The following is a 22,201-nucleotide window of genomic DNA, read 5'->3' as shown; positions in this document are numbered from 1 at the left end:
ACCTCGAGCTTTCCTTTTTCCACCTTTTTGTCTGAACTCCCCAACCCTTGCGAGCGAGAGCGTCATGAACAACAAGCTCAAGATCTTTCTGCCCCTGCTGCTACTGGTGGTGGGCGTCGTCGCCACGGTGCTGATCGTCAAGGCCCGGCCGGAGGTGGAGACCGAGGCGCCGGCGCCGACGGTACCCCTGGTGCGGGTGCTGGAGGTCGAGCCCCGGACCCTATCCCTGGACGTCCGGTCCCAGGGCACCGTGGAGCCGCGCACCGAGACCACCCTCTTCGCCGAGGTCACCGCCAAGGTAGTGGACCTGGCGCCGGCCTTCGCCGCCGGCGGCTTCTTCGAACGCGGTGACGCGCTGGTACGCCTCGACCGCCGGGATTTCGAGCTGGCGGTGACCCGCGCCCGTTCCGAGGTCGCCCGGGCGGAAGTGCTGCTGGCTCGGGAGGAGGCGGAGGCGGAGCTGGCGCTGCGCGAGTGGAAGGATCTGGGCAACTCCGGCGAGGCGCCGCCGCTGGTGGCCCGGGAACCCCAGGTGGCGGAGGCTCGGGCCACCCTGGCGGCGGCCCAGGCGAGTCTGGAGCAGGCGGAGCTCAACCTCCAGCGCACCGTCGTCCGCGCTCCCTTCGCCGGCCGCGTGCGCCAGAAGCAGGTGGGCGTCGGCCAATTCGTCTCCCCGGGGCAACCCCTGGGGCAGATCTACGCCGTGGACTATGCCGAGGTGCGGCTGCCGGTGCCCGACGGCCAGCTCGCTTTCGTCGACCTGCCCCTGGTCTTCCGCGGGGATTCGAAGACTGCCGCCGGGCCGGAGGTGGAGCTCACCGCCAGCTTCGGCGGGCGCCGCCACACCTGGCAGGGGCGCATCGTGCGCACCGCCGGGGAGATCGATCCCAGCAGCCGGATGCTGTCGCTGGTGGCGCGGGTGGACGATCCCTACGCCCGCGGGGACGACCCGGAGCGGCCGCCGCTGGCGGTGGGGCTCTTCGTCGAGGCGGTCATCGACGGCCGGGACCAGCCGGGGGTGGTGGTGCTGCCCCGGGAAGCCCTGCGCGGCGGCGACCGGGTGCTGGTGCTCGACGGCAAGAATCTGCGCTTCCGGCCGGTGGAGGTGCTGCGGCGGGTGGGGGACGAGGTCTACGTCTCCGAGGGGCTGCGGGCTGAAGAGAAGGTCTGCGTCTCGCCCCTGGAGACGGCAGTGGACGGTATGGAAGTGCGGGTCGCCGAGGGGGGCGCCGAATCTGACGCCGCGGGCTCCTCTGCCGAGAAGCCCGAAGCCGGCGCCGAGAGTCCGGGAGGCCGCTGATGAACGGCATGGTGCGCTGGTTCGCCCGCAACCACGTGGCGGCGAATCTCCTGATGGTGGTGATCCTGGCGGCGGGGGCCTTTTCCGTCGCCAACGTCAAGCTCGAGGTCTTCCCCGAGTTTTCCGCCGACCTCATCACCGTCACCGTGCCCTACCTGGGGGCGGCGCCGGAGGAGGTAGAGGAGGGGGTGCTGCTGCGCATCGAGGAGCGCATCCAGGATCTGGAGGGCATCAAGCGCATCAACTCCACCGCCGTCGAGGGCCGGGGCACGGTGGTGGTGGAGCTGCTGCCGGAGGCGGACGTGCGGGAGGTGCTGGACGAGGTCAAGGCGCGGGTGGACGCCATCGACACCTTCCCGGAGCAGACCGAGCAGCCGGTGATCCAGGAGGTGATCCTGCGCCGCCAGGTGATCAACGTGGCCATCTTCGGTGAGGCCGACGAGGCGACCTTGAAACGCCTCGGCGAGCGGGTGCGGGACGATCTGCTCACCCGGCCGGGCATCACCCAGGTGGATCTGGCGGCGGCGCGGCCGTACGAGATCTCCATCGAGGTCTCCGAGGAGGCTCTACGCCGCCATCAGCTGACCTTCGACCAGGTGGCCCAGGCGGTGCGCCGTTCCTCCCTCGACCTGCCCGGCGGCTCGATCAAGAGCGAGGGCGGCGAGATTCTTCTGCGCACCACCGGCCAGGCCTACCGCGGCCCGGAATTCGAGAGCCTGGTCTTGCTCACCCGCCCCGACGGGACCCGGCTGCTGCTGGGGGACGTGGCGCGGGTGGTGGACGGCTTCGCCGAGACCGACCAGTCGGCGCGCTTCGACGGCAATCCGACGGTCTTGGTACAGGTCTTCCGGGTCGGCGAGCAGGACGCCCTGGACGTCGCCGGCGAGGTCTACGACTACGTCGAGGAAGCCGAGAGCTGGTTGCCCCAGGGCATCTCCATGACCACCTGGCAGGACGACACCCAGGTGCTGCGCAGCCGTCTCGACCTGATGCTGCGCAACGGCCGCGCCGGTTTGATTCTGGTCTTCCTGGTGCTGGCCTTCTTCCTGCGCCTGCGGCTGGCGGGCTGGGTGGCCCTGGGCATCCCCATCTCCTTCTTCGGCGCGCTGGCGCTGATGCCCATCCTCGACATCTCCATCAACCTCATCTCCCTCTTCGCCTTCATCGTGGTGCTGGGCATCGTGGTGGACGACGCCATCGTCGTCGGCGAGAACATCTATCGTCAGATGGAGTCGGGGAAGAAGCCCCTCAAGGCGGCCATCGAGGGGGCCCAGGAAGTGGCGGTGCCGGTGACCTTCTCCATCCTCACCACCATCGCCGCCTTCGGCCCGCTGGTCTTCGTGCCCGGCAATTCGGGCAAGATCATGAAGGTGATCCCCCTCATCGTCATCCCCACCCTGATTTTTTCCTTGGTGGAGTCCCTGTGCATTCTGCCGGCCCACCTCGGCCACTCCCGGCCGCGCCGCAAGGGGGACCGCGGGCGTGGTCCCATGCGCTGGTGGCGCGGGGTGCAGGAACGCTTCACCGGGCGCCTCGAACGCTTCATCATCAATGCCTACCGGCCGAGCCTGGAGCGGGCGCTGCGCTGGCGCTACACTTTCGTCGCCGGTGCCCTGGCGGTGTTGATGATCTCCTTTGCCTTGGTCGCCGGGGGTTGGCTGCGCTTCAACTTCTTCCCGCCGGTGGAGGCGGACAATGTCGCCGCCTTCCTCTCCATGCCCCAGGGCACGCCGGCGGAAGTTACGGAACGGGCGGTGCAGCGCATCGAGGGCGCCGCGCTGGAGTTGCAGGAAGAGCTGAAGGAGGAGCAGGGTAGCGAGGTCTTCCGCCACACCCTGGCCTCGGTGGGGGAACAGCCCTTCCGCCAGGCGCAGAGCCAGAACGGCGGCAATGTCGGATCGAGCTTTTCCGCCGCCCACATCGGCGAGGTGGCGGTGGAGCTGGTGCCGGCGGAGGACCGGGACATCACCAGCCCCGAGATCGCCGCCCGCTGGCGGGAGAAGGTGGGGCAGATCCCCGACGCCACCGAGCTCACCTTCTCCTCCTCCCTGTTCTCCGCCGGCGAGGCCATCAACGTCCAGCTCTCCGGCCCCAGCCTCGACTCGCTGGTGGCGGCGTCGGAGCGCCTGCAGGAGGACCTACGGGCCTACCCCGGCGTCTTCGACATCACCGACAGCTTCGAGAAGGGCAAGCAGGAGCTGCAGCTGGACATCACTCCCGAGGCTCAGGCCCTGGGGCTGACCCTGTCGGATCTGGCGCGCCAGGTGCGGCAGGCCTTCTACGGCGAGGAGGCCCAGCGGGTGCAGCGGGGGCGGGAAGAGATCAAGGTGATGGTGCGCTATCCGGAGGATCAGCGTCAGTCCTTGGGCAGCCTGGAGGAGATGCGGGTGCGCACCCCCGGCGGGGTCGAGGTGCCCTTCACCTCCGCCGCGACCTACCACATGGAACGGGGCTTCGCGACCATCCAGCGCACCGACCGCCAGCGGGTGGTCAACGTCACCGCCGACGTCGATCCCAAGCAGGCCAACGCCAACGAGATCATCCGCGATCTGGAGAGCCGGGTGCTGCCGCGCATCCTGGCGGACTTCCAGGGGCTGCGCTACACCTTCGAAGGCGAGCAGCGGGAGCAGCGTGACACCCTCGGCGGCGTGCTGCGGGGCTTCCTCTTCGCGCTGCTGATCATCTACGCCCTGCTGGCCATCCCCTTCCGCTCCTACCTGCAGCCGATCATCGTCATGGCCGCCATCCCCTTCGGCCTCATCGGGGCGCTGTGGGGCCACGTGCTGATGGGAATCAACCTCTCGCTGCTCTCCATGTTCGGCATCGTGGCCCTCACCGGCGTGGTGGTCAACGACAGCCTGGTGATGGTGGACTTCATCAACCGCCACTACCAGCGCGGCTTGCCGCTGATGGACGCCCTGCGCAAGGCCGGGGAGCAGCGCTTCCGGCCCATCCTGCTGACCTCCCTGACCACCTTCGCCGGGCTCCTACCGCTGTTGTTGGAGCAGAGCCTGCAGGCCCAATTCCTCATCCCCATGGCCGTTTCCCTGGCTTTCGGCGTGCTCTTCGCCACCTTCATCACGCTGATGCTGGTGCCGGTGAGCTACACGATCCTGGAGGACTTCAAGCACCTCTTCGGCCGCAGCCGCTGGCGCCGCCGCCATGCTGAGGAGGAAGCCGAAGCGCATCCAGGCGAAGTGGAGGAGGGGGAGGATCAGCCTCGCGATTCCCCCAGGGAGATTCCCCACGGGGCCGCGCCGGAGGGCGCCTGAGCCGGGCTGTCCGAGGAGGCTGCTATCCGCCCACCGGTTCGTGGCAGGCGATGTCCATCCGGTCGTCGGTGGAGACCACGCCGCGCTCCCGGTCCTGGAGCTCCGCCTCGCGGTCCAGCACCTCGACGGTCTCGTCGTAGAGGTCCCGCGCCCGCTGGCGGCTGTTGCCGATGCACACCATGCCCAGCTTGCCGAACTCCGACAGCGCGCCGATGAGGTGGAAGACCACCCCCTGCTGCGTCGCGCCGTGGAAGTGCAGCCGGTGATAGACGGAGATGTCCGTCAGATCCTCCGGCGCCAGCCCGCGGTAGCTCCTGCTCTTCACATTGTCTGAGGCGTAGTAATAGCGCGGCTGGCCGTTGGGGGTGAGGTAAAGGCCGGTGTTCTGGTCGTAGACGCCGTCGATGAGGAATTGGAGCATGATGAACGGATGGGTGGTGCCGCCCTTGCGCAGGTTGATCTCGATGGCGTAATGCTTCCAGCCTTCCGGCTCGCGCACCGACACGAAATCGACCCCGAAGCGCCCCAAGGCCCGGTAGCCACCCAGCACGTCGGCGATGCGTTGGCCCGCCTGCTGGATCTCCATGCGGTAGTCGTCGTCGGCGGGGAAGCTACAGCCGAGGAAGATCTGCCCCGAAGGGCCACCCAGCACCTGGTCGTGGGTGGAGATGACCACCGGTCCGGTGGCGGGGTCGATGCGGCATTGCACCGACGGGGAGCGCTTGGTCTCGCCGCGCACCCAGGCCTCGACGATGCCCCCCATCTCGCTGAACTTTCCCGAGAAGCGTTCCCAGGTCTCCTTCTTGGCCTCGAAGCGCAGACGCTTGGGTAGCTCCCGGCGCACCCACTGGTCGACCGCCGCTCCCTCAGGACATCCCTCGAAGGAGAGCACCGCGTTGCCCTCGCCGGAGAAGCCTTCGTTGAGCTTCACCACCGCCTTGTTCAGGTCCGGGTTGCGCCGCTTCAGCTCCACGGTAGCCTGGAACACCGCCTCGGCGTCCTCCAGATCCTCGAAGCCGTCGGGCATCAGCACCCCGGCGTCGCGGAAAATGCGCCGGCTACCGCTCTTCGTTCCCAGGTGGGCGAGATCCGGATCGGCGCCGTAGAGGGGGAGCTCCAGCCGCACCGCCAGGGTGCGCTCCAAGGAGGTGGCGTTGAAGCACACCATGTGGGCGGTGGCCAGATCCGGAATCGCCTGCCGGATCCGCGCCATGAGCCGCGGCCGTTCGAGGATCTTGCGGGTCAGCGGCACCGCCGAGGCGTCGTGGCAGCTCATCAGCTGCAACCGCCGCCGGGCGTGCTGCCCCGGAATGCCCGGCAGCAAATGCAGGAAGTAGTCGACGATCTGTGGCGAGATGGGCTGGCTGCTCAGGTAGATGACGTGGGTGCGGGGCAGCCGCAACAACATCAACAGGCACAGCAGCCGTTCCTCATAGTGATGCGCCCCCTCGATCTTCGCCAGCTCCGAGGCATCCAGACTCAAGCTCGGCACCACCACCACCGAGCGCTGCGACCGGGGATCGGGAAAAATACGCTGGAATAGGGGCCCCAGCCGATCCTGCAACTGCCGGAACCGCTGAGCCTCCTCCGGCGAACCGGGGTCGAGGGGTTTCATGGATGAAGTATAAGCTCATCCCGCCTGCCCCGTGGGGTAGGGGCTGCGCGGAGGGCGACCCGCCTCATTCTTCGGGGCCCGAGCGTGCTCAAGCTACCGTTGTCTCTTTCCAGTGAAAAGGCCCCGTTGGTTACCGGTGCGCCCCGCCCACCGGCGCTCGGCCTTCGGCCTCCCGGGCGCTCTCCGCCGGTTCGAGCACGATCAATCGCGAGGGCTGCGCCGCCGCATGGAGAGGGTCGCTCGGCGGCAAAAAGGCCGCTTCGTCGAAGATCAGGAGCACCACCTGCCCATCGCGCACGTCGCCGCGAAGATGCGCCAGTTTCGAAGTCGACTCGACCGGCAACGGCCGCCGGGAGGTCTTCCCCCATGGCTCCAGCGCGATCAGCTCCCAGCGCGTGCCCGCTTTCTCGACTCGTCGAACGACCAGGTTGGGGACTCCGTCGAGGACGAGGATTTCCTCCGCCGTCCGGAAGCGATTGAGGTAGCTGCGGCGCGCGGCCAGGTTCCGAGCCAGCTGGAGGTCTTTTTCCATGTCGAAGGAACAATCGACACCGACTCCTAGGGCTTCCGTATCCCAGGTAGCCAAGAGCCTCCCCGACGCTGAATAGTGGTAGGCGCCGGATTCCGCCCCGGGAACGACGATGAGGCTCCCGTCTCCGAGGAACCGAACCGCACCTACCCCAAAGGCCATGCAGCGGCTCATTGGCAGAGCCCCCGGCCCGGCCATCGACCCGTGGACAGGTACGGGCTCTGAGAAGGATTGCGTTCCCATCCGGCCGACCCAGGCGATCATCCCGTCGGGGGCTAGCACACGCTCCAGCCCTCGCCGAAGGCCCAGGATGGCGTAACGATCAACCTGAACATCGATGTCCTCGAGGCTTTCAAAGAGAGAATAGACCTGTTCGAGGCTCGGCTCACCGCGTCGCTTCCATCCAAAGGAAAAGAGCTTCGCCGCCGAGACCAGGTACTCTTCGCTCGCGGCGAGATGCTCGGTGGCCACGATCTCGTCGACGCCGTGGCCATCGGTGGTTTCTTGCTCCCAGGACAGCTCGTCACCCAAGAACGAGACGCGCACGACTCCCTGGCCCGGCACGGCGAGGAAGACCTCCTCCGCGCTCGCCCAGCGAATGTCCTCGGATTTCTGCAAATCCGTGTCGAGGGCCCGCTCGAACCCCACAGCCCAACCGTCCTCATCGAGCGGGGGAGCGGTGGTCGGCGGGCCTTCTCCGGCGGCGATCAGGAAGGGGATCAGAGGGAGGTAGGCGAAAAGCCGGATCCTGCTCATTGCGAGGGGTCGACCTGCAGCGAACGGCGGGAAAGGCTGCGTCCAGCGGTGCGATCAGTAGGCATGGTCTTGCCTGGGTCTGCAGGTTTCGCCGTTGGTGACGCACGAGTTACCGCTGTCGTCGACACACTCCGTGCATCCGAGGCCGTACCCTCCGCAATAGGTGTAGCCATAGGTACCAATGAGCTTCGAGTCATAGTACTCGTAGCAGTCGTCTGCATTGATCTGACTGGCCCCCAGGCTGAGGACGAGTGCAAAGGCGACGATGAAAAGAGCTCGGCGGATGGAGTGACTGTACTCAACTACGACATGCATCATCTTTGACTCCAAGCATTTCATGGTTCGACAATGCCTTGAGTTTATCTTGCTGCGGGGGGCAGTTGGGCTTGGAGAGGGCTTCGGGGGCCGGGCGCAGGCTCAGAATCCTCCCCTGGAACAGCGAAAGGCCCCGGTTTTCACCGAGGCCAGTAGCCGACCGGGATTCCCCAGTCCTTATGCGAACCCTATGGGAGATGAGGACAACCTCTCCATCCCGAGGGATGGTTCGGACTCACACCACCACGTTCACCAGCTTCCCGGGGACGTAGATCACCTTCCGCGGCTCCTTGCCGTCCATGTGGCGTTGGGCGGCTTCGCTGGCCAGGGCTAGTTTCTCGGCGGCCTCGCGGGTGATGTCGGCGGGGGCCTGGATGCGGTCGCGGACTTTGCCGTTGACCTGCACGACGAGGGTGATCTCCTCCTCGGCGGCGGCGTCTTCGTCCATCTTCGGCCAGGCCTGCTGGTGGACGGAGTAGTCGTTGCCCAGGCGTTGCCACAGCTCCTCCGCCAGGTGCGGGGCGGTGGGGGCGAGCATCAGGGTGTAGAGGCGCAGGGCCTCGTCCCACGCTTCGGTGCCGCCGGCCCCGGCTTCACGGGCGCTGTACATCTCGTTGAGCAGCTCCATCAGCGACGAGACGATGGTGTTGAACTCGTAGTGGTGGTAGTCGTGGCTCACCGAGCCGAGGGTCTGGTGCACCTTGCGGCGCAGCTGGCGCAGGGTGGCGTCGTCGGCGGTGCCGGGGTTCTGGGGGGCTTCGGTGAACAAATTCCACACCCGGCGCAGCCAGCGGGAGGTGCCTTCGATGCCCTGGCTGCTCCACGGGCCGCCCTGCTCCCAGCGGGCGAAGAACATCAGGTAGGCGCGGATGGTGTCGGTGCCGTAATTGCTCACCAACTCGTCCGGAGCCACCACGTTGCCGCGGCTCTTGGACATCTTCTCCGAGTCCTCGCCCAGGATGATGCCCTGGTTGCGCAGCTGGCTCATGGGCTCCGGGCCCTGGGTGATGCCCAGGTCGCGGCACGCCTTGTGGAAGAAGCGGGTGTAGATCAGGTGCATGGTGGCGTGCTCGATACCGCCGGTGTAGCAGTCCACGGGCATCCAATGCTCGTATTCGGCGGGGTCGAAGGGGCCCTGATCGTAGTCCGGCGAGAGATAGCGCAGGTGGTACCAGGAGGAGCACATGAAGGTGTCCATGGTGTCCGTCTCGCGCTCCGCTTCGCCGCCGCAGCCCGGGCAGGTGGTGTGGCGCCAGGTGGGGTGGAGCTTCAGGGGGCTCTCGCCGGTGGGACGCCAGTCGACGTCGTCCGGCAGCTCCACCGGCAGCTGGTCGTCGGGCACCGGCACGGCACCGCATTCGGGGCAATAGACCACCGGGATGGGGGCGCCCCAATAGCGCTGGCGGGAGATCAGCCAATCCCGCAGCCGGTAGTTGACGGCGCGGCGGCCGATCTCCTGCTCCTCCAGGTAGGTCAGGACCTTCTCCATGGCCTCTTCCTGGGGGGTACCGGTCAAGGGGCCGGAGTGCACCATCACGCCCTTGGCTTCCACCGCCGCGTCCATGGCTTCGGCGGGCACCGCCTCCTCGCCCTCGGGCTGGATCACCACCCGGATCTCCAGACCGAAGCGGCGGGCGAACTCGAAGTCCCGCTGGTCGTGGGCGGGCACCGCCATGATGGCGCCGGAGCCGTAGCTCATCAGCACATAGTCGGCGATCCACACCGGGATGCGCTCGCCGTTGACCGGGTTGACGGCGTAGCCGCCGGTGAAGACGCCGGTCTTCTCGCGATCCGCCGCCTCCCGCTGCACGTCGGTCTGGCGGGTGGTGGCCTCGATGTAGGCGTCGACCTCGGCGCGCTGGGCGTCGGTGGTCAGCTTCTCTACCAGCGGATGCTCCGGAGCCAGCACCATGAAGGTGGCGCCCCACAGGGTGTCGGGGCGGGTGGTGAAAACCTCCAGCGGATCGCCGGCTTCGGTCTTGAAGACCACGTGGGCGCCCTCGGAGCGGCCGATCCAATGCTCCTGCAGGGTCTGCACCCGCTCCGGCCAGTCCAGATTCGAGAAGTCCAGCAGCTCTTCGGCGTAGTTGGTGGTGCGGAAGAACCATTGGTCCAGCTGGCGCTTGGTCACCGGGGTGTCGCAGCGCTCGCAGTGACGGTCCTCGCCCACCACCTGCTCCCGGGCGAGAGTGGTGTTGCAGCTCGGGCACCAATCCACCGCCGCCGCCTTGCGGTAGGCCAGGTCACCCTTCAGCAGACGGTTGAAGAACCATTGGGTCCAGCGGTAGTACTTCGGATCGCAGCTGATGATCTCCCGCCGCCAGTCGAACATGGTGCCCATGGTGCGCAGCTGGCCGCGCATGCGCTCGATGTTGGCGTAGGTCCACTCTTTGGGGTGGATGTTGCGCTGGATGGCGGCGTTCTCCGCCGGCAGGCCGAAGGCGTCGAAGCCGATGGGGAAGAGCACGTTGTATCCCTGCATGCGCAGATAGCGGGCGCGGGCGTCGGAGGGCACGAGGGCGTACCAATGGCCCATGTGCAGATCGCCGGAGGGATAGGGCAGCATGGAGAGCGCGTAGAGGGGCTTGCCCTCGGTGTCGATGTCGGCGTTGTACAGGCCGTCTTGCTCCCAGCGCTCCCGCCAGGCGGGCTCCAAGGTGGACGGCTCGTAGGCGTCGGGGTGCGTTTCATCGCTCATGGCGCTGACTCCATGCTTTCGCTGCTCAGGTGATTTGCGGCGTTTCTCCGCTCGCCGCCAGGGTGAGCGGAGGAGCATACCATTTCCTCAGGGTCGGGCTGCTCTTGGGCTCCCGGCCATCTCGCGCTGCTCTTTAGATCGATTGAATCCTATTGAACCGAGATCGCCTGCAGCTCCGGCAGTACCCAGCGGTAGAGGGCCCAGGCGATGAGGACAAAGAAGATCAGGGTCGCCAGCCCGGCCGCCACCGCGGCTCCTTTGCCACGGTAGGCGAGGGTGATCCAGGTGACGCCGACGATGGCGGTGAAGCTGAATCCGAAATAAATCAGCAGAGCGAGGGTCATGGCAGTCTCGAAATCGGAGAGGTGATGCGGGGAAAGGCCGGACTGACCGGCCAGCTCGGCTAGGGGCGTTCTTCCTCGGGGGTGACGTTCTTTTCCTCCCGAGGCAGCTCGTCGTCCTTGTCGTCTCCTCGATTCTTCAGCATACCCAGCAGGATGGTGCCGGCGGCGAGGAGGATCTCGTCCAGGAACGGGATGGGGTCGAAGAGAAAAAGGTCGAGGACCAGCAGCGCGAGCACCAGGCTGAAGAGCTGGGGGTAGCGCAGCCGGGAGAGGAAGTAGGTGATGACGCCGGTGGTACCGATCTTGGCCATGGGCGAAGTATATCCCGATCAGGGACTTGCTGATCTGCCGAAGCAGGGCCGAGGGTGGCGGGGAGAGTTTGTGGGGGGATGGCTCATCGATGGCCCTCATCGGCGCAGCACTTGAAGGCATTCTGAATCGTTACAGATTCGACACAGAACTGTCTCATTTTGCTGGGCCGAGGGCACACCTTGGGGGAGCGGCAATCCCAGCTGCTCGATGTGGCGAGCTCTTTCCTGATCCACTCGAAGTCACTTCAGCGAGCAAGACCCTAACTACAAGCGGCTGGATCAGGTTGGGCGATGGGTTGTTGGCGGCGCTGCGATCCGGGGTCGATCGAAGGCAGTGCTCCGATCAGCGACAAGGCTAGTTTTTTCTACCAGCGGTTCCGCTGCTCCACCGGGAGAAGGGGCCGCTGGTGATTTATTTCGAGGTTTGGATTTCCGTGAACTCAAACAAGGCTCCTTCTAGGCGAGCAGCCAGCGGCTGTGGCTTCGGCTTCCCATCGAAGCCGGCCGGGCGAGAGCGTGCCAGACGAGACGGCGCCGAATCTGCCCGAGACCAATCTGCCCGAGCCGGAACCGAGGGTTCCTCAGTCCGGCTGCTAGCGGCCTTCCAGCGCTCGCTTCCGCGGGAGATGTCTCAACCGGATTGCTCCCAGCCTGAGGCGAGGCGATGAGCCATCGCCCCCCTGTGGGCTCCTCGACAGATCCTCTAGAAGCTGCACTCACCACACGCCTCGATTCCTGGGTGGAGCGTCAGGGGGAGAAAGCGCTCTACCGCTTTCTCGATTCCGCTGGCGAAGAAGCTCAGGTCCTCACCTACGCGTCCCTCCGGAACCAAGCCCGGGCTCTGGCGGCGCGCCTTCTGACGGTGGCGGAGCCCGGTGACCGGGCGCTCTTGCTCTTCCCGCCGGGCCTCGATTTCATCGTTTCCTTCGTCGCCTGCCTCTACGCCGGCGTGGTGGCGGTGCCGGCGTACCCGCCGGGATCTCGCCGCACCCTGCCCCGCGTGCGCTCCATCGCCGCTGACGCTCGCCCGCGACTGGTGCTCACCGACGGCGCTCACCTGGAGAAGCTGGAAATCCTCGCCGGCCGCGCGCCGGAGCTCGAAGGGGTGCGCTGGATGGCGCCGGACGGTGTCGAGAATGGGGACGGAGATGGGGATGGAGACGAGGAGGCGCTGCCCCGCCTCGCCGCCTCCGACGTGGCCTTCCTCCAATACACCTCGGGCTCCACCGCAGCCCCCAAGGGGGTGATGGTCACCCACGGCAACCTGGTGCACAACGAGGAGGCGATCCGCTGCTCCTTCGGGTTGTCGGAGGAGTCGGTGATCGTCGGTTGGCTGCCCCTCTACCACGACATGGGGTTGATCGGAAACGTGCTCCAGCCCCTCTACGTCGGGGGCTCCTGTGTGTTGATGTCGCCGGTGGCCTTCCTGCGCTCTCCGGTGCGCTGGCTGCAGGCCGTCAGCCGCTACCGGGGCACCACCAGCGGCGCTCCCAACTTCGCCTACGAGCTGTGCGTGCGGCGCATCTCCGAGGAGGATCGCCGCTCTCTCGACCTGTCGACCTGGACCCTCGCCTACAACGGCGCTGAGCCGGTGCGGGCGGACAGCCTGGAGCGCTTCGCCCGGGCCTTCGCCCCCTGTGGCTTCCGGCCCGAGGCTCTGTACCCCTGCTACGGCCTGGCGGAAGCCACGCTGTTGGTCACCGGCGGGGATCGGGAGCGCGAGCCGGTGGTGGTGACCGCGGAGGTGGACGGCCTGGAGCAGGGGCGGGTGAGCCCTCTGGAGGAGGTGTCCGAAGACGCTTCCGCGGAAGCCGGGCGCCGGCTGGTGGGCTGTGGCCACGCCTGGCTCGATCAGCAGGTGGTCATCGCCGACCCGGAGACCCGCCGGCGGTTGCCGGATGGAGAGGTGGGGGAGATTTGGGTCTCCGGCCCCAGCGTCGCCGCCGGCTATTGGCAGCGGCAGGAGCTCACCGAGGAGGTCTTCCAGGCCCGCTTGGCAGACGATCCGGAGGCCGGAACGTTCCTGCGCACCGGGGATCTGGGCACTCTGGTGGACGGCGAGCTGCTGGTCACCGGTCGGCTCAAGGACCTGATCATCCTCCGCGGCAGAAACCACTATCCCCAGGATCTGGAGCTCACCGCCGAGCGCGCTCATCCGGACCTGCGTCCCGGCTGCGCCGCCGCCTTCGCCGTCGAGGTCGACGGCGAGGAGCAGCTGGTGCTGGTGCAGGAGCTCGAACGGCGGGCGGGGAAGGATTATCAGCAGATCTTCGACGCCGTGCGCGGTGCGCTGGCCCGGGAGCACGAGGTCACTCCCTGGGACCTGGTCTTGCTCAAGTGGGGCACGGTGCCCAAGACCTCCAGCGGCAAGATCCAGCGCCAGCCGTGCCGCCGGGCGTACCTCGAGGGCGGTCTGAAGGAGGTTGCCCGCGGCACCCTGACGGTGGCGCCGGTGACCCGGGAGCAGGAAGGGCTCGACGGCGAAGCTCTGCGGGAGCTCGAGGCGGAGGCCCGACGGCAGGCCTTGGGTGACATGCTCCGCCGGCGCCTGGCCCAGCAGTTGCGGGTGGCCCCCTCGGAGCTGTCGCCGGACCGGCCGCTGGTGGCCCTGGGCCTCGACTCGCTGGCGGCGGTGGAGCTGCAGCACGAGATCGAGCAGGAGATCGGCGTTCTGGTGCCCATGGCGCGGCTGTTGGAAGACCTGAATCTGGCTTCATTGGTCGAGCTCTTGGCGGAGAACCTGGATTCGGCGGCGGGTACCGGGGAGGCCGGTGAAGAAGAGGCTCTGGCGGACACCCCCGGTGGCCTGCGGCGCCGGCGGCTGGAGGCGGCTGCGGAGACCGCGGAGGAGCCTGCCACCTGGCCCCTGTCCGAAGGCCAGCGGGCCCTGTGGGCGATTCAGCGAACCCATCCCCAAAGCGCCGCCTACCTGCTGCGGGCCGCGGCCCGGATCGACGAAGAGGTGGATAGCGGGGCGCTACGGGAGGCTTTCGCCGGTCTTGTGGGCCGTCACGAAGTGCTGCGGACGGTGTTCCCGTCCCGTAGCGGTGAGCCCTACGCCACCGCGGTGCCGGTGGCCGGCGCCCTCGACTTCCGGGTCGAGGAGGCCCGGGGCCGCGGCGAGGACGAGCTGCTGGAGGAGATGGACCGGGAGGCCCGCCGTCCGATGGATGCGGAGGCCGGACCGCTGGTGCGCATCGTCCTCTACCGTTGCGGCCCGGCGGAGCATCGGCTGCTGATGGTCTTCCATCATCTGGTGGCGGACTTCTGGTCCGCGGCGTTGATGATCGAGGAGTTGGGCTATCGCTATCGCCGGGCCCTGGGAGAGGACGTACCGCTGCCGGCGGGGCCGGTGGTCCGCTACCGCGACTACGTGGCCTGGCAGCGGGAGCACCTGGAAGGGGGGCGCCTAGAGCAGCTGATGGACCATTGGAGCGAGGCTCTGCCCCGGCCCCTCCCGGTTCTCGACATCCACCCGGACCGCTCTCGGCCGGCGGTGCTCTCGGATGCCGGCGGCCGCGTCGGCGGTGCTCTCGACGCCGAGCTGGCGGAGCGCCTGGAGGCCCTCGCCCGGGAGACCGGCACCACCCTCTTCGTGGTCCTGCTGGCGCTGTGGTCGATTCTCCTCCATCGTCTCTCCGGCCATCCCAAGATTCTGGTGGGCACCCCCACGGCAGGTCGCGACACCCCGGACCTGTCCGACGTGCTGGGTTATTTCGTCAACCCCGTGGTGCTGGCGGCGGACTTCGGTGGCCGGCCCACCTTCCGCCAGCTGCTGCTGCGCCTGCGACGCACTACCCTTGACGCCTTCGCCCACGGCGAGCTGCCCTTCGCCCGCCTGGCGGAGCGCCTGCAGCCGACCCGGGATCCGAGCCGCTCGCCGGTCTTCCAGGCGCTCTTCACCCTGCAGCAAAGTCACCGCCCCGAGCTGGCGCCCTTGGCTCCCTTCGTCCTCGGGGTGGAGAACGCCCGCCTGCCGCTGGGGCCGCTGCAGCTGCATCATCTGGAGCTCCCGGAGCAGCCGGCGCAGATGGATCTTTCGCTGGTGGCGGCACGGACCTCGGAGGGCATCGGACTGTCGTTGGTCTACAGCCGCGATCTCTTCGACGAGGCCACCGCGGACCATCTGGTGCGCCGCCTGGTGACCCTCGCCGACGCCGTGGCGGAGGCGCCGTGGACCTCCGTCGGCCGCCTGCCGCTGCTGGCGGAGCCTCAGCGGCAACAGCTGCTGGTGGAGTGGAATCGCACCGACACGGAATTCCCGGAGCCGGCGCTGATCCACCGCCTCTTCGAGGACAGCGTCGACCGCTTTGGCGCCAGTCCGGCGCTGGTCTTCGGGCAGGGCTTCGGTCAGAGCGGCTCGGCGGAGGAGGCCTTGAGCTATGCCGAGGTGGAAGCTCGGGCCAACCGCCTGGCCCACCATCTGCTGGCTCTCGGGGTGGCCATCGAGACGCCGGTGGCGGTGCTGCTGCGCCGGGGACCGCAGATCCCGACGGCTCTGCTGGCGGTGCTCAAGGCCCGGGGCTGCTATGTGCCCCTGGATCCGAGCTATCCGGCGGAGCGCATCGCCTACATGTTGGAGGACTCGGGAGCCTCGTTGGTGATCACCGAGGAGGAGCTGCTGCCCAGCCTCGCCGGGTTTGCCGGACGGGTGGTGGCGCTGGACCGCGACGAGGACGTCATCGACGGCCGCTCCCAGGCGCGCCCCCACACCAACCACACCGGCCCCGCCCTCTGCGGCCATCACCTCGCCTACACCATCTACACCTCGGGCTCCACCGGCCGCCCCAAGGGCGTCCAGGTGCCCCACCGGGGTCTGGTGAGCTTCCTGGTCTCCATGGCGCGGCGACCGGGCCTCGGCCGCCACGACGTGCTGGCCAGCGTCACCACCCTCTCCTTCGACATCTTCGCCCTGGAGCTCTTCCTGCCCCTGGCCCTGGGGGCCCAGGTGGTGCTGGTGTCCCGGGAGGCGGCGGGCTCGGGGAAGAGCCTGCTGGCGGTGCTGGAGGACACCGGCGCCACCGCCATGCAGGCCACGCCCACCACCTGGCGTCTGCTGCTGGAGGCCGGCTGGCGAGGGTCTCCGGCGCTCAAGGTCTTGTGCGGCGGCGAGCCCTTGCCCCTCGACCTGGCCCAGCAGCTGGCGCGCTTCGCCACCTCCGCGTGGAATCTCTACGGCCCGACGGAGACGACGGTGTGGTCGGCGGTGCACCGCCTCGGCCTCGACGCCTCCCACGTACCTCTCGGGCGGCCCATCGCCAACACCCGCATCGTGCTCTTAGATCGCCATCTGGAACCGGTGCCCCTGGGGGTGCCGGGACAGATCTTCATCGGCGGCGTGGGCGTCGCCCGTGGCTATTGGGGGCGCCCGGGCCTCACCGCGGAGCGTTTCCTGCCCGACGGCACCGGCGGCGAGGACGAAGGGGTCCAGCCCGGCTCCCGGCTTTACGCCACGGGAGACCTGGGGCGCATTGGCCGCGGCGGGTTGCTGGAGTTCCTGGGCCGCCTCGACCACCAGGTCAAGGTGCGCGGCCACCGCATCGAGCTGGGCGAGATCGAGACCGCTCTCACCGCCCATCCCGCCGTCGAGCAGGCGGTGGTTTCCACCTGGTCGAGCCGCGGCGGCGATGATCGGCTGGTGGCCTATCTGGTGGTAGAGGAGGAGCACCGGCAGGATCCGGAGCTGGCCTTGCCGCAGGTCCGCCGCTTCCTGGGGGGCTCTCTGCCGGAGGCCTTTCTGCCGTCGGCGGTGGTGCTGCTGGACCGCTTCCCCCTGACTCCCAACGGCAAGGTGGACCGCAAGGCCCTGCCGGAGCCGGTGGTGGAGAGCGGCGACAAAGGTGCCGGGGCAGTGCCCCTCAGCGGTCTCGAGCGCAAGGTGGCGGAGATTTGGCAGGACGTCTTGGAGGTCGAGGCCGTCGGTCTGGACGAGAATTTCTTCGATCTCGGCGGCCATTCCCTCTCCCTGGCGCGGGTCCACGACCGGCTGGTGGAGCTCACTGGCCGAGATCTGCCCATGGTGGAGCTCTTCCGCCACACCACGGTGCGCTCCCTGGCACGGCTGCTGGGGGAGGCGCCGGCCTCCGCCGGTCGCGCGGCGGCCTCCTCATCGCCGGAGTCTCGGACCGCTGGCGGTTCGGTGGTGGTGCCAGGCGCGGTGCCCGTCGCAGTCATCGGCGTCGCCGGACGTTTCCCCGGCGCCGCGGATCCCGGCGAGCTGTGGCGGCGAGTGGCCGCCGGCGAAGAGCTGCTGACCCATTTCACCGACGAGGAGCTCCTCGCCGCCGGCGTCGATGCCGAGCTGCTGGAACGGCCGGATTACGTCAAGGTCGCCGGGCGCATGGAGGGGGCCGACCTCTTCGACGCCGAATTCTTCGGCTTCCACCCCCGGGAAGCGGAGCTCATGGACCCCCAGCATCGGGTCTTCCTGGAGGTCTGCTGGCAGGCTCTGGAGGACGCCGGCTACGACCCGCGGCGCACCGGCGGCCGGGTGGGGGTCTTCGCCAGCGCCGGTGTCCACACCTACATTCATCAAGCGGGGGCGGTGGACAACGCCTCCAGCGCCGCCCGCTACCAGATCTTCATCGGCAACGACAAAGATTTCGTCCCCACTCGGGTGGCCTACAAGCTGGGTCTCGAAGGGCCGGCCCTCAACGTCCAGACCGCCTGTTCCAGCTCGCTGGTGGCGGTGCACCTGGCTTGCCGCAGCCTGGCGGCGGGGGAGTGCGAGATGGCCCTGGCCGGGGGCGTCACCATCCGCACGCCCCTCACCGAGGGCTACCTTTGGGAAGAGGGCGGCATTCCCTCGCCGGACGGCCATTGCCGGGCCTTCGACGCCGAAGCCCAGGGGACGGTCTTCGGCAGCGGCGCCGGAGTGGTGGCGCTCAAGCCCCTGGACCGCGCGCTGGCGGACGGCGACACCATCCACGCGGTGGTCCGCGGCACCGCCATCAACAACGACGGCGCCGCCAAGATCGGTTACACCGCCCCCAGCATCGAAGGCCAGGCCCAGGTGGTGGCGCAGGCGCTGGCGACGGCGGGGGTCGAGGCCTCCAGTATCGGCTATGTGGAGGCCCACGGCACCGGCACCGCCCTCGGCGACCCCATCGAGGTGGCGGCGCTGGCGGAGGCCTTCCGCGCCGGCGGTACGCCGCCGGAACGCTGCGCCATCGGCTCGGTGAAGACCAACCTCGGTCACCTCGACACCGCCGCCGGCGTCACCGGCTTGATCAAGGCGGTGGCCAGCCTCGAGCATCGGGAGCTGGCGCCGAGCCTGCACTTCCAGCAGCCCAACCCCAAGCTCAGCCTCGACGCCACCCCATTCTTCGTACCCACCGAGCGCACGCCGTGGGAGATCTCCGAAGGCGCGCGGCGCCGGGCCGGCGTGTCGAGCTTCGGCATCGGCGGCACCAACGCCCACGCGGTGCTGGAGGAGGCTCCGCCGCTGCCGGCGACCTCCGAGCCGGCGCCCTGGCAGTTGCTGGTGGTGAGCGCCCGGGGCGACCAGGCCCTGACCGCCGCGGCGGGGAATCTGGCGGAGGCCCTGAATCCGGAGGCCTCGACTTCAGAACAGGACGCCGCCCCGGCCCTGGCGGACGCCGCCTACACCCTCTCCATGGGCCGTCGGCCCTTCCTCCACCGCACCCTGGTGGTGGCCCGGGACGCCGCCGACGCCGCTGCCGCGCTACGCGGTGAGGAGGCCGAGCCGTTGCGGCGGGCGGTGGCTCCGGAAGAGGCGCCGCCGGTGGCCTTCCTCTTCCCCGGCCAGGGCTCTCAGCATCTCGACATGGCCCGGGACCTGGCGCAGGAGGAACCGCGCTTCCGCGCCGAGCTGGAGACCTGTTGCGGTCTTCTCCAGCCCCTGCTGGGCTTCGACCTCCTCGATCTCCTGCTGCCCGAAGAGCCCCTCGAAGGGGAGGTTCGGGAGGCCGCCGCCGCACGGCTCACGGATACCGCCGTAGCTCAGCCGGCGCTCTTCGCCGTCGAATGGTCGCTGGCGCAGCTGTGGAAGAGCTGGGGCGTCGAACCGGTGGCGCTGCTGGGCCACAGCATCGGCGAATACGTCGCTGCGACCCTGGCGGGAGTCTTCTGCCTCGAGGAAGCGCTGGCGGTGGTGGCGGCCCGGGGCCGGCTGATGGCCTCCCTGCCCGCGGGTTCCATGGCGGCGGTGGATGGGACACCGGAGGAGGTTGCCGCGGTGCTCGCCGAGCTGGGCCGGGAGGATCTGGAGATCGCCGCCGTCAACGGTCCCAAGGACGTGGCGGTGAGCGGCCCCGACGAAGCGGTGGCGGCGCTCCTCGAGCACCTAGATGCCGGCTCCGAGGAGGATGGGCCCCTCCGCGCCCGCCGCCTCCACACCTCCCACGCCTTCCATTCGGCGATGATGGAGCCGATCCTCGACGCCTTCCGCGGCGAGCTCGAAGCCTGCTCCCTGTCGCCGCCGGCGCTGCCGGTGATCTCCAATCGCACCGGAGCTCCCCTCACCGCTGACCAGGCCGTGGATCCGAGCTATTGGGCCGACCACCTGCGCCACGCGGTGCGCTTCGCCGACGGCGTCGAGACGCTGGTTTCCGGGCGGGTCGCCGGGCTGGACGGCGAGGCCCCCTGGCTTCTGGAGGTCGGTCCGGGGCAGGCCCTGGCCACCCTGGCGCGCAAGAGCGCCGAGCCTTCGAAGGTGCTGTCGAGCCTGCCCCATCCCAAGGTCTCGCGGCCGGCGCCGGCGGTGCTCTTGGAGACCCTGGGTCGGCTGTGGCTGGCGGGGGTGGAGGTCGACTGGAGGGGCTTCTGGGACGGTCAGCGCCGTCGCCGGGTTCCCCTGCCCACCTATCCCTTCCAGCGCCGCCGCTTCTGGCTCGACGCGCGCAAGGTGCAGGCGGTGGCGGAAGAGGATCTTCAGCGCCGCGACGATCCCAGCCGGTGGTTGTCGGTGCCGGCCTGGAACCAGGAGCCGCCGCTGCCCGCGGGCAACGCTTGCCCCGAGGGCCGCTGGCTGGTCTTCGCGCCGGCGGAGGAGCTCGACGGCGGCCTCGGCCACGAGACGGCCCGGGCGCTGGATCGGGCGCTCTGTGCGGAGTCGGTGGTGCGGGTGGTTCCCGGGGAAGCCTACGAGCGCCAGGGCTCGCTCTTCCGCATCGATCCCGACGATCCCGAGCATTACCAGCGGCTCTTCGCCGACCTCGCCGCCGAATTTGCCGACGAAGGAGGCGTTCCCGAGCGCATCCTCCACACCTGGGCGGCGACTCCGGTACCGGACCTCGGCGACGAGGAGCTGAAGGAAGCTCACCTGGAGGAGAGCCGCACCGCCGCCTTCTTCTCCCTGCTGTGGATCGCCCGCGGTCTGGAGATCTCCGGAGCGGGGGGCGACGTCACCCTCACCGTGGTTTCCTCCGGCCTCCACCGCATCACCGGCGGCGAGACCCTGGTGCCCCAGCGGGCGCTGCTCTTGGGGCCGGTGGAGGTGTTGCCCCAGGAGCACCCCGGCCTGCGCATCGAGGCGGTGGATCTCGATCCTCGGGAGGTTGCGGCGGTGGCCGGCGGGGACCGCACCGCGGTCTACGATCTCCTCGCCCTGCTCACCGTGCCGCGGCCCGGTGCCATCCGCGCTCTACGCGCCGGCGAGGTCTGGCGCCGTAGCTTCCGCGAGCTGCCTCTGCCGCCGCTGGGCCGACCCCAAGCTGAAGGCTCTTCGAAGGGCTCTCCCGAGGGTGCTGCGGAGGAGCTGCCGGTGCGCCTGCGGGAGGGCGGCGTCTACCTCATCACCGGTGGCCTCGGCGGTCTCGGCCTCGAGGTGGCTCGGGAGCTGGTGCGCCGCGGCCGGGTGCGGCTGGTCTTGTTGGGTCGCCGGGAGGTGCCGCCGCGGGAGCAGTGGCCGGCGTTGCTCGCGGCCGGCGGTCCGGTGGCGGCCGCCGTCGAAGCCTTGCAGGAGCTGGAGGACGGCGGTTCCGAAGTCCTCGCTTTCTCCGCCGACGTCACCGACGAAGGCGCCCTGTCGGCGGCGGTGGCTCAGGCGGAGGAGCGCTTCGGCCCCCTCCACGGCGTCTTCCACTGCGCCGGGGTCGCCGGCGGCGGCATCGCCCTGCTGAAGAATGTGGACGAGGCTCGGCGGGTGCTGGCGCCGAAGGTCGAAGGCACCCTCGCCCTCGACCGGGTGCTGGGTTCCTCGCCGCTGGATTTCTGCCTGCTCTTCGCGTCCGTCAACGGGATTCTGGGCGGCTTCGGCCAGAGCGATTACGCCGCTGCCAACGCCTTCCTGGACGCCTTCGCCCGCAGCCGTTACCGCCGTCGCGGAACCTATTGGGCGGCCATCGACTGGGACCGCTGGGAGAAGGTCGGCATGGCGGCGCGCTCCGCCTCGCCGCTGTCCCTGGCCGGAGCCCAATCCGGAAGCCAGTCCGGGGCTCAGCTTGGGGGCGGCTCCGCGGATCCTCAGCACCCGCTGCTGGGAGTGGCGGTGTTGGAGACCCGGGAGCGGGTGGTCTTCGTGCAGGAGATGGCGCCGGCGAGTCGCTGGGAGCTGGCGGAGCACCGCATCGCCGGTCATCCCACCCTCCCCGGCACAACCTATCTGGAGATGGCCCGGGCGGCCTTCCAGCGGGTGAGGAAGAGCGAGGACTCGGCCGGTGAGCAGCCGGTGGAGATCACCGACGTTGCTTTCCTGGCACCCCTCTCTGTCGCCGACGAGGCCGTGCGGCAGGTGATGCTCGTTCTCGAAGCGGCGGAGGACGGCCGCTGGAGCTTCCGGGTGGCCAGCTCCGAGCCCGGGGCGCCGCTGCCGGGGATGGCCGGGAGCACCAATAGTGGGAGCACAGGGGCCGGGAGTTGGCTGGAGCATGCCCGGGGCACCGTGGGAGATGCGCCGGCGGAGGCGGTGACCTCGCCGACCCACGACCTGGAAGCTCTGCGCCAGCGCTGCTCCGTCCGGCGGATCACCACCGAGGAGGGCGAGGCCCGCCGCGCCGCCGCCGACTTCCTGGTCACCGGCACCCGCTGGCAGAGCCTCCAGGGGCTGGAGCTGGGGGACGGAGAGGGGCTGGCGCTCCTCGATTTGCCGGCGGAGGTGAA

The 22,201-nt window shown here is 69.0% G+C and carries 8 protein-coding genes; 3 read left to right on the top strand and 5 right to left on the bottom strand.

Annotated features, from left to right (window positions below):
- The first annotated feature begins 64 nt into the window (after positions 1–64).
- Both SX243_04880 and SX243_04875 read left to right on the top strand, forming a co-directional pair.
- On the top strand, positions 65–1,300 hold the full coding sequence (locus SX243_04880; protein ID MDY7092291.1) for an efflux RND transporter periplasmic adaptor subunit: 1,236 nt from the start codon (positions 65–67) through the stop codon (positions 1,298–1,300).
- Positions 1,300–4,572, top strand: coding sequence for an efflux RND transporter permease subunit (locus SX243_04875; GenBank protein MDY7092290.1), 3,273 nt, complete (start codon positions 1,300–1,302; stop codon positions 4,570–4,572). The genes SX243_04880 and SX243_04875 overlap by 1 nt, the downstream gene beginning before the upstream one ends.
- 22 nt (positions 4,573–4,594) lie before the next feature.
- Here SX243_04875 and SX243_04870 read toward each other — a convergent pair whose 3' ends face one another.
- The 5 genes from SX243_04870 to SX243_04850 form a co-directional block, all read right to left on the bottom strand.
- Positions 4,595–6,187, bottom strand: a complete 1,593-nt coding sequence (locus tag SX243_04870) for a peptide ligase PGM1-related protein (GenBank protein ID MDY7092289.1) — start codon at positions 6,185–6,187, stop codon at positions 4,595–4,597.
- Positions 6,188–6,317: 130 nt separating this feature from the next.
- Entirely contained in the window at positions 6,318–7,472 is a 1,155-nt protein-coding gene (locus tag SX243_04865; protein MDY7092288.1) for a hypothetical protein, read from the bottom strand.
- Between the two features lie 550 nt (positions 7,473–8,022).
- Positions 8,023–10,485: a leucine--tRNA ligase gene (leuS, locus tag SX243_04860; protein ID MDY7092287.1), complete on the bottom strand. Its 2,463-nt coding sequence runs from the start codon at positions 10,483–10,485 to the stop codon at positions 8,023–8,025.
- Positions 10,486–10,634: 149 nt separating this feature from the next.
- Entirely contained in the window at positions 10,635–10,829 is a 195-nt protein-coding gene (locus SX243_04855; GenBank protein ID MDY7092286.1) for a hypothetical protein, read from the bottom strand.
- Between the two features lie 59 nt (positions 10,830–10,888).
- The gene (locus tag SX243_04850) at positions 10,889–11,140 is read right to left on the bottom strand and encodes a DUF6116 family protein (protein MDY7092285.1); all 252 of its coding nucleotides are present in this window, start codon (positions 11,138–11,140) and stop codon (positions 10,889–10,891) included.
- Positions 11,141–11,804: 664 nt separating this feature from the next.
- On the opposite strand from SX243_04850, the gene SX243_04845 reads away from it, so the two are divergent.
- The coding region (locus SX243_04845) for an amino acid adenylation domain-containing protein (GenBank protein MDY7092284.1) at positions 11,805–22,201 on the top strand (10,397 nt) is incomplete at its 3' end.

The sequence above is a fragment of the Acidobacteriota bacterium genome, from assembly GCA_034211275.1.
In the GTDB taxonomy this organism is placed as follows: Bacteria; Acidobacteriota; Thermoanaerobaculia; order Multivoradales; family JAHZIX01; genus JAGQSE01.
The sequence above is the reverse complement of the archived record's forward strand: the minus strand, read 5'-3'. Positions and strand labels throughout refer to the sequence as shown.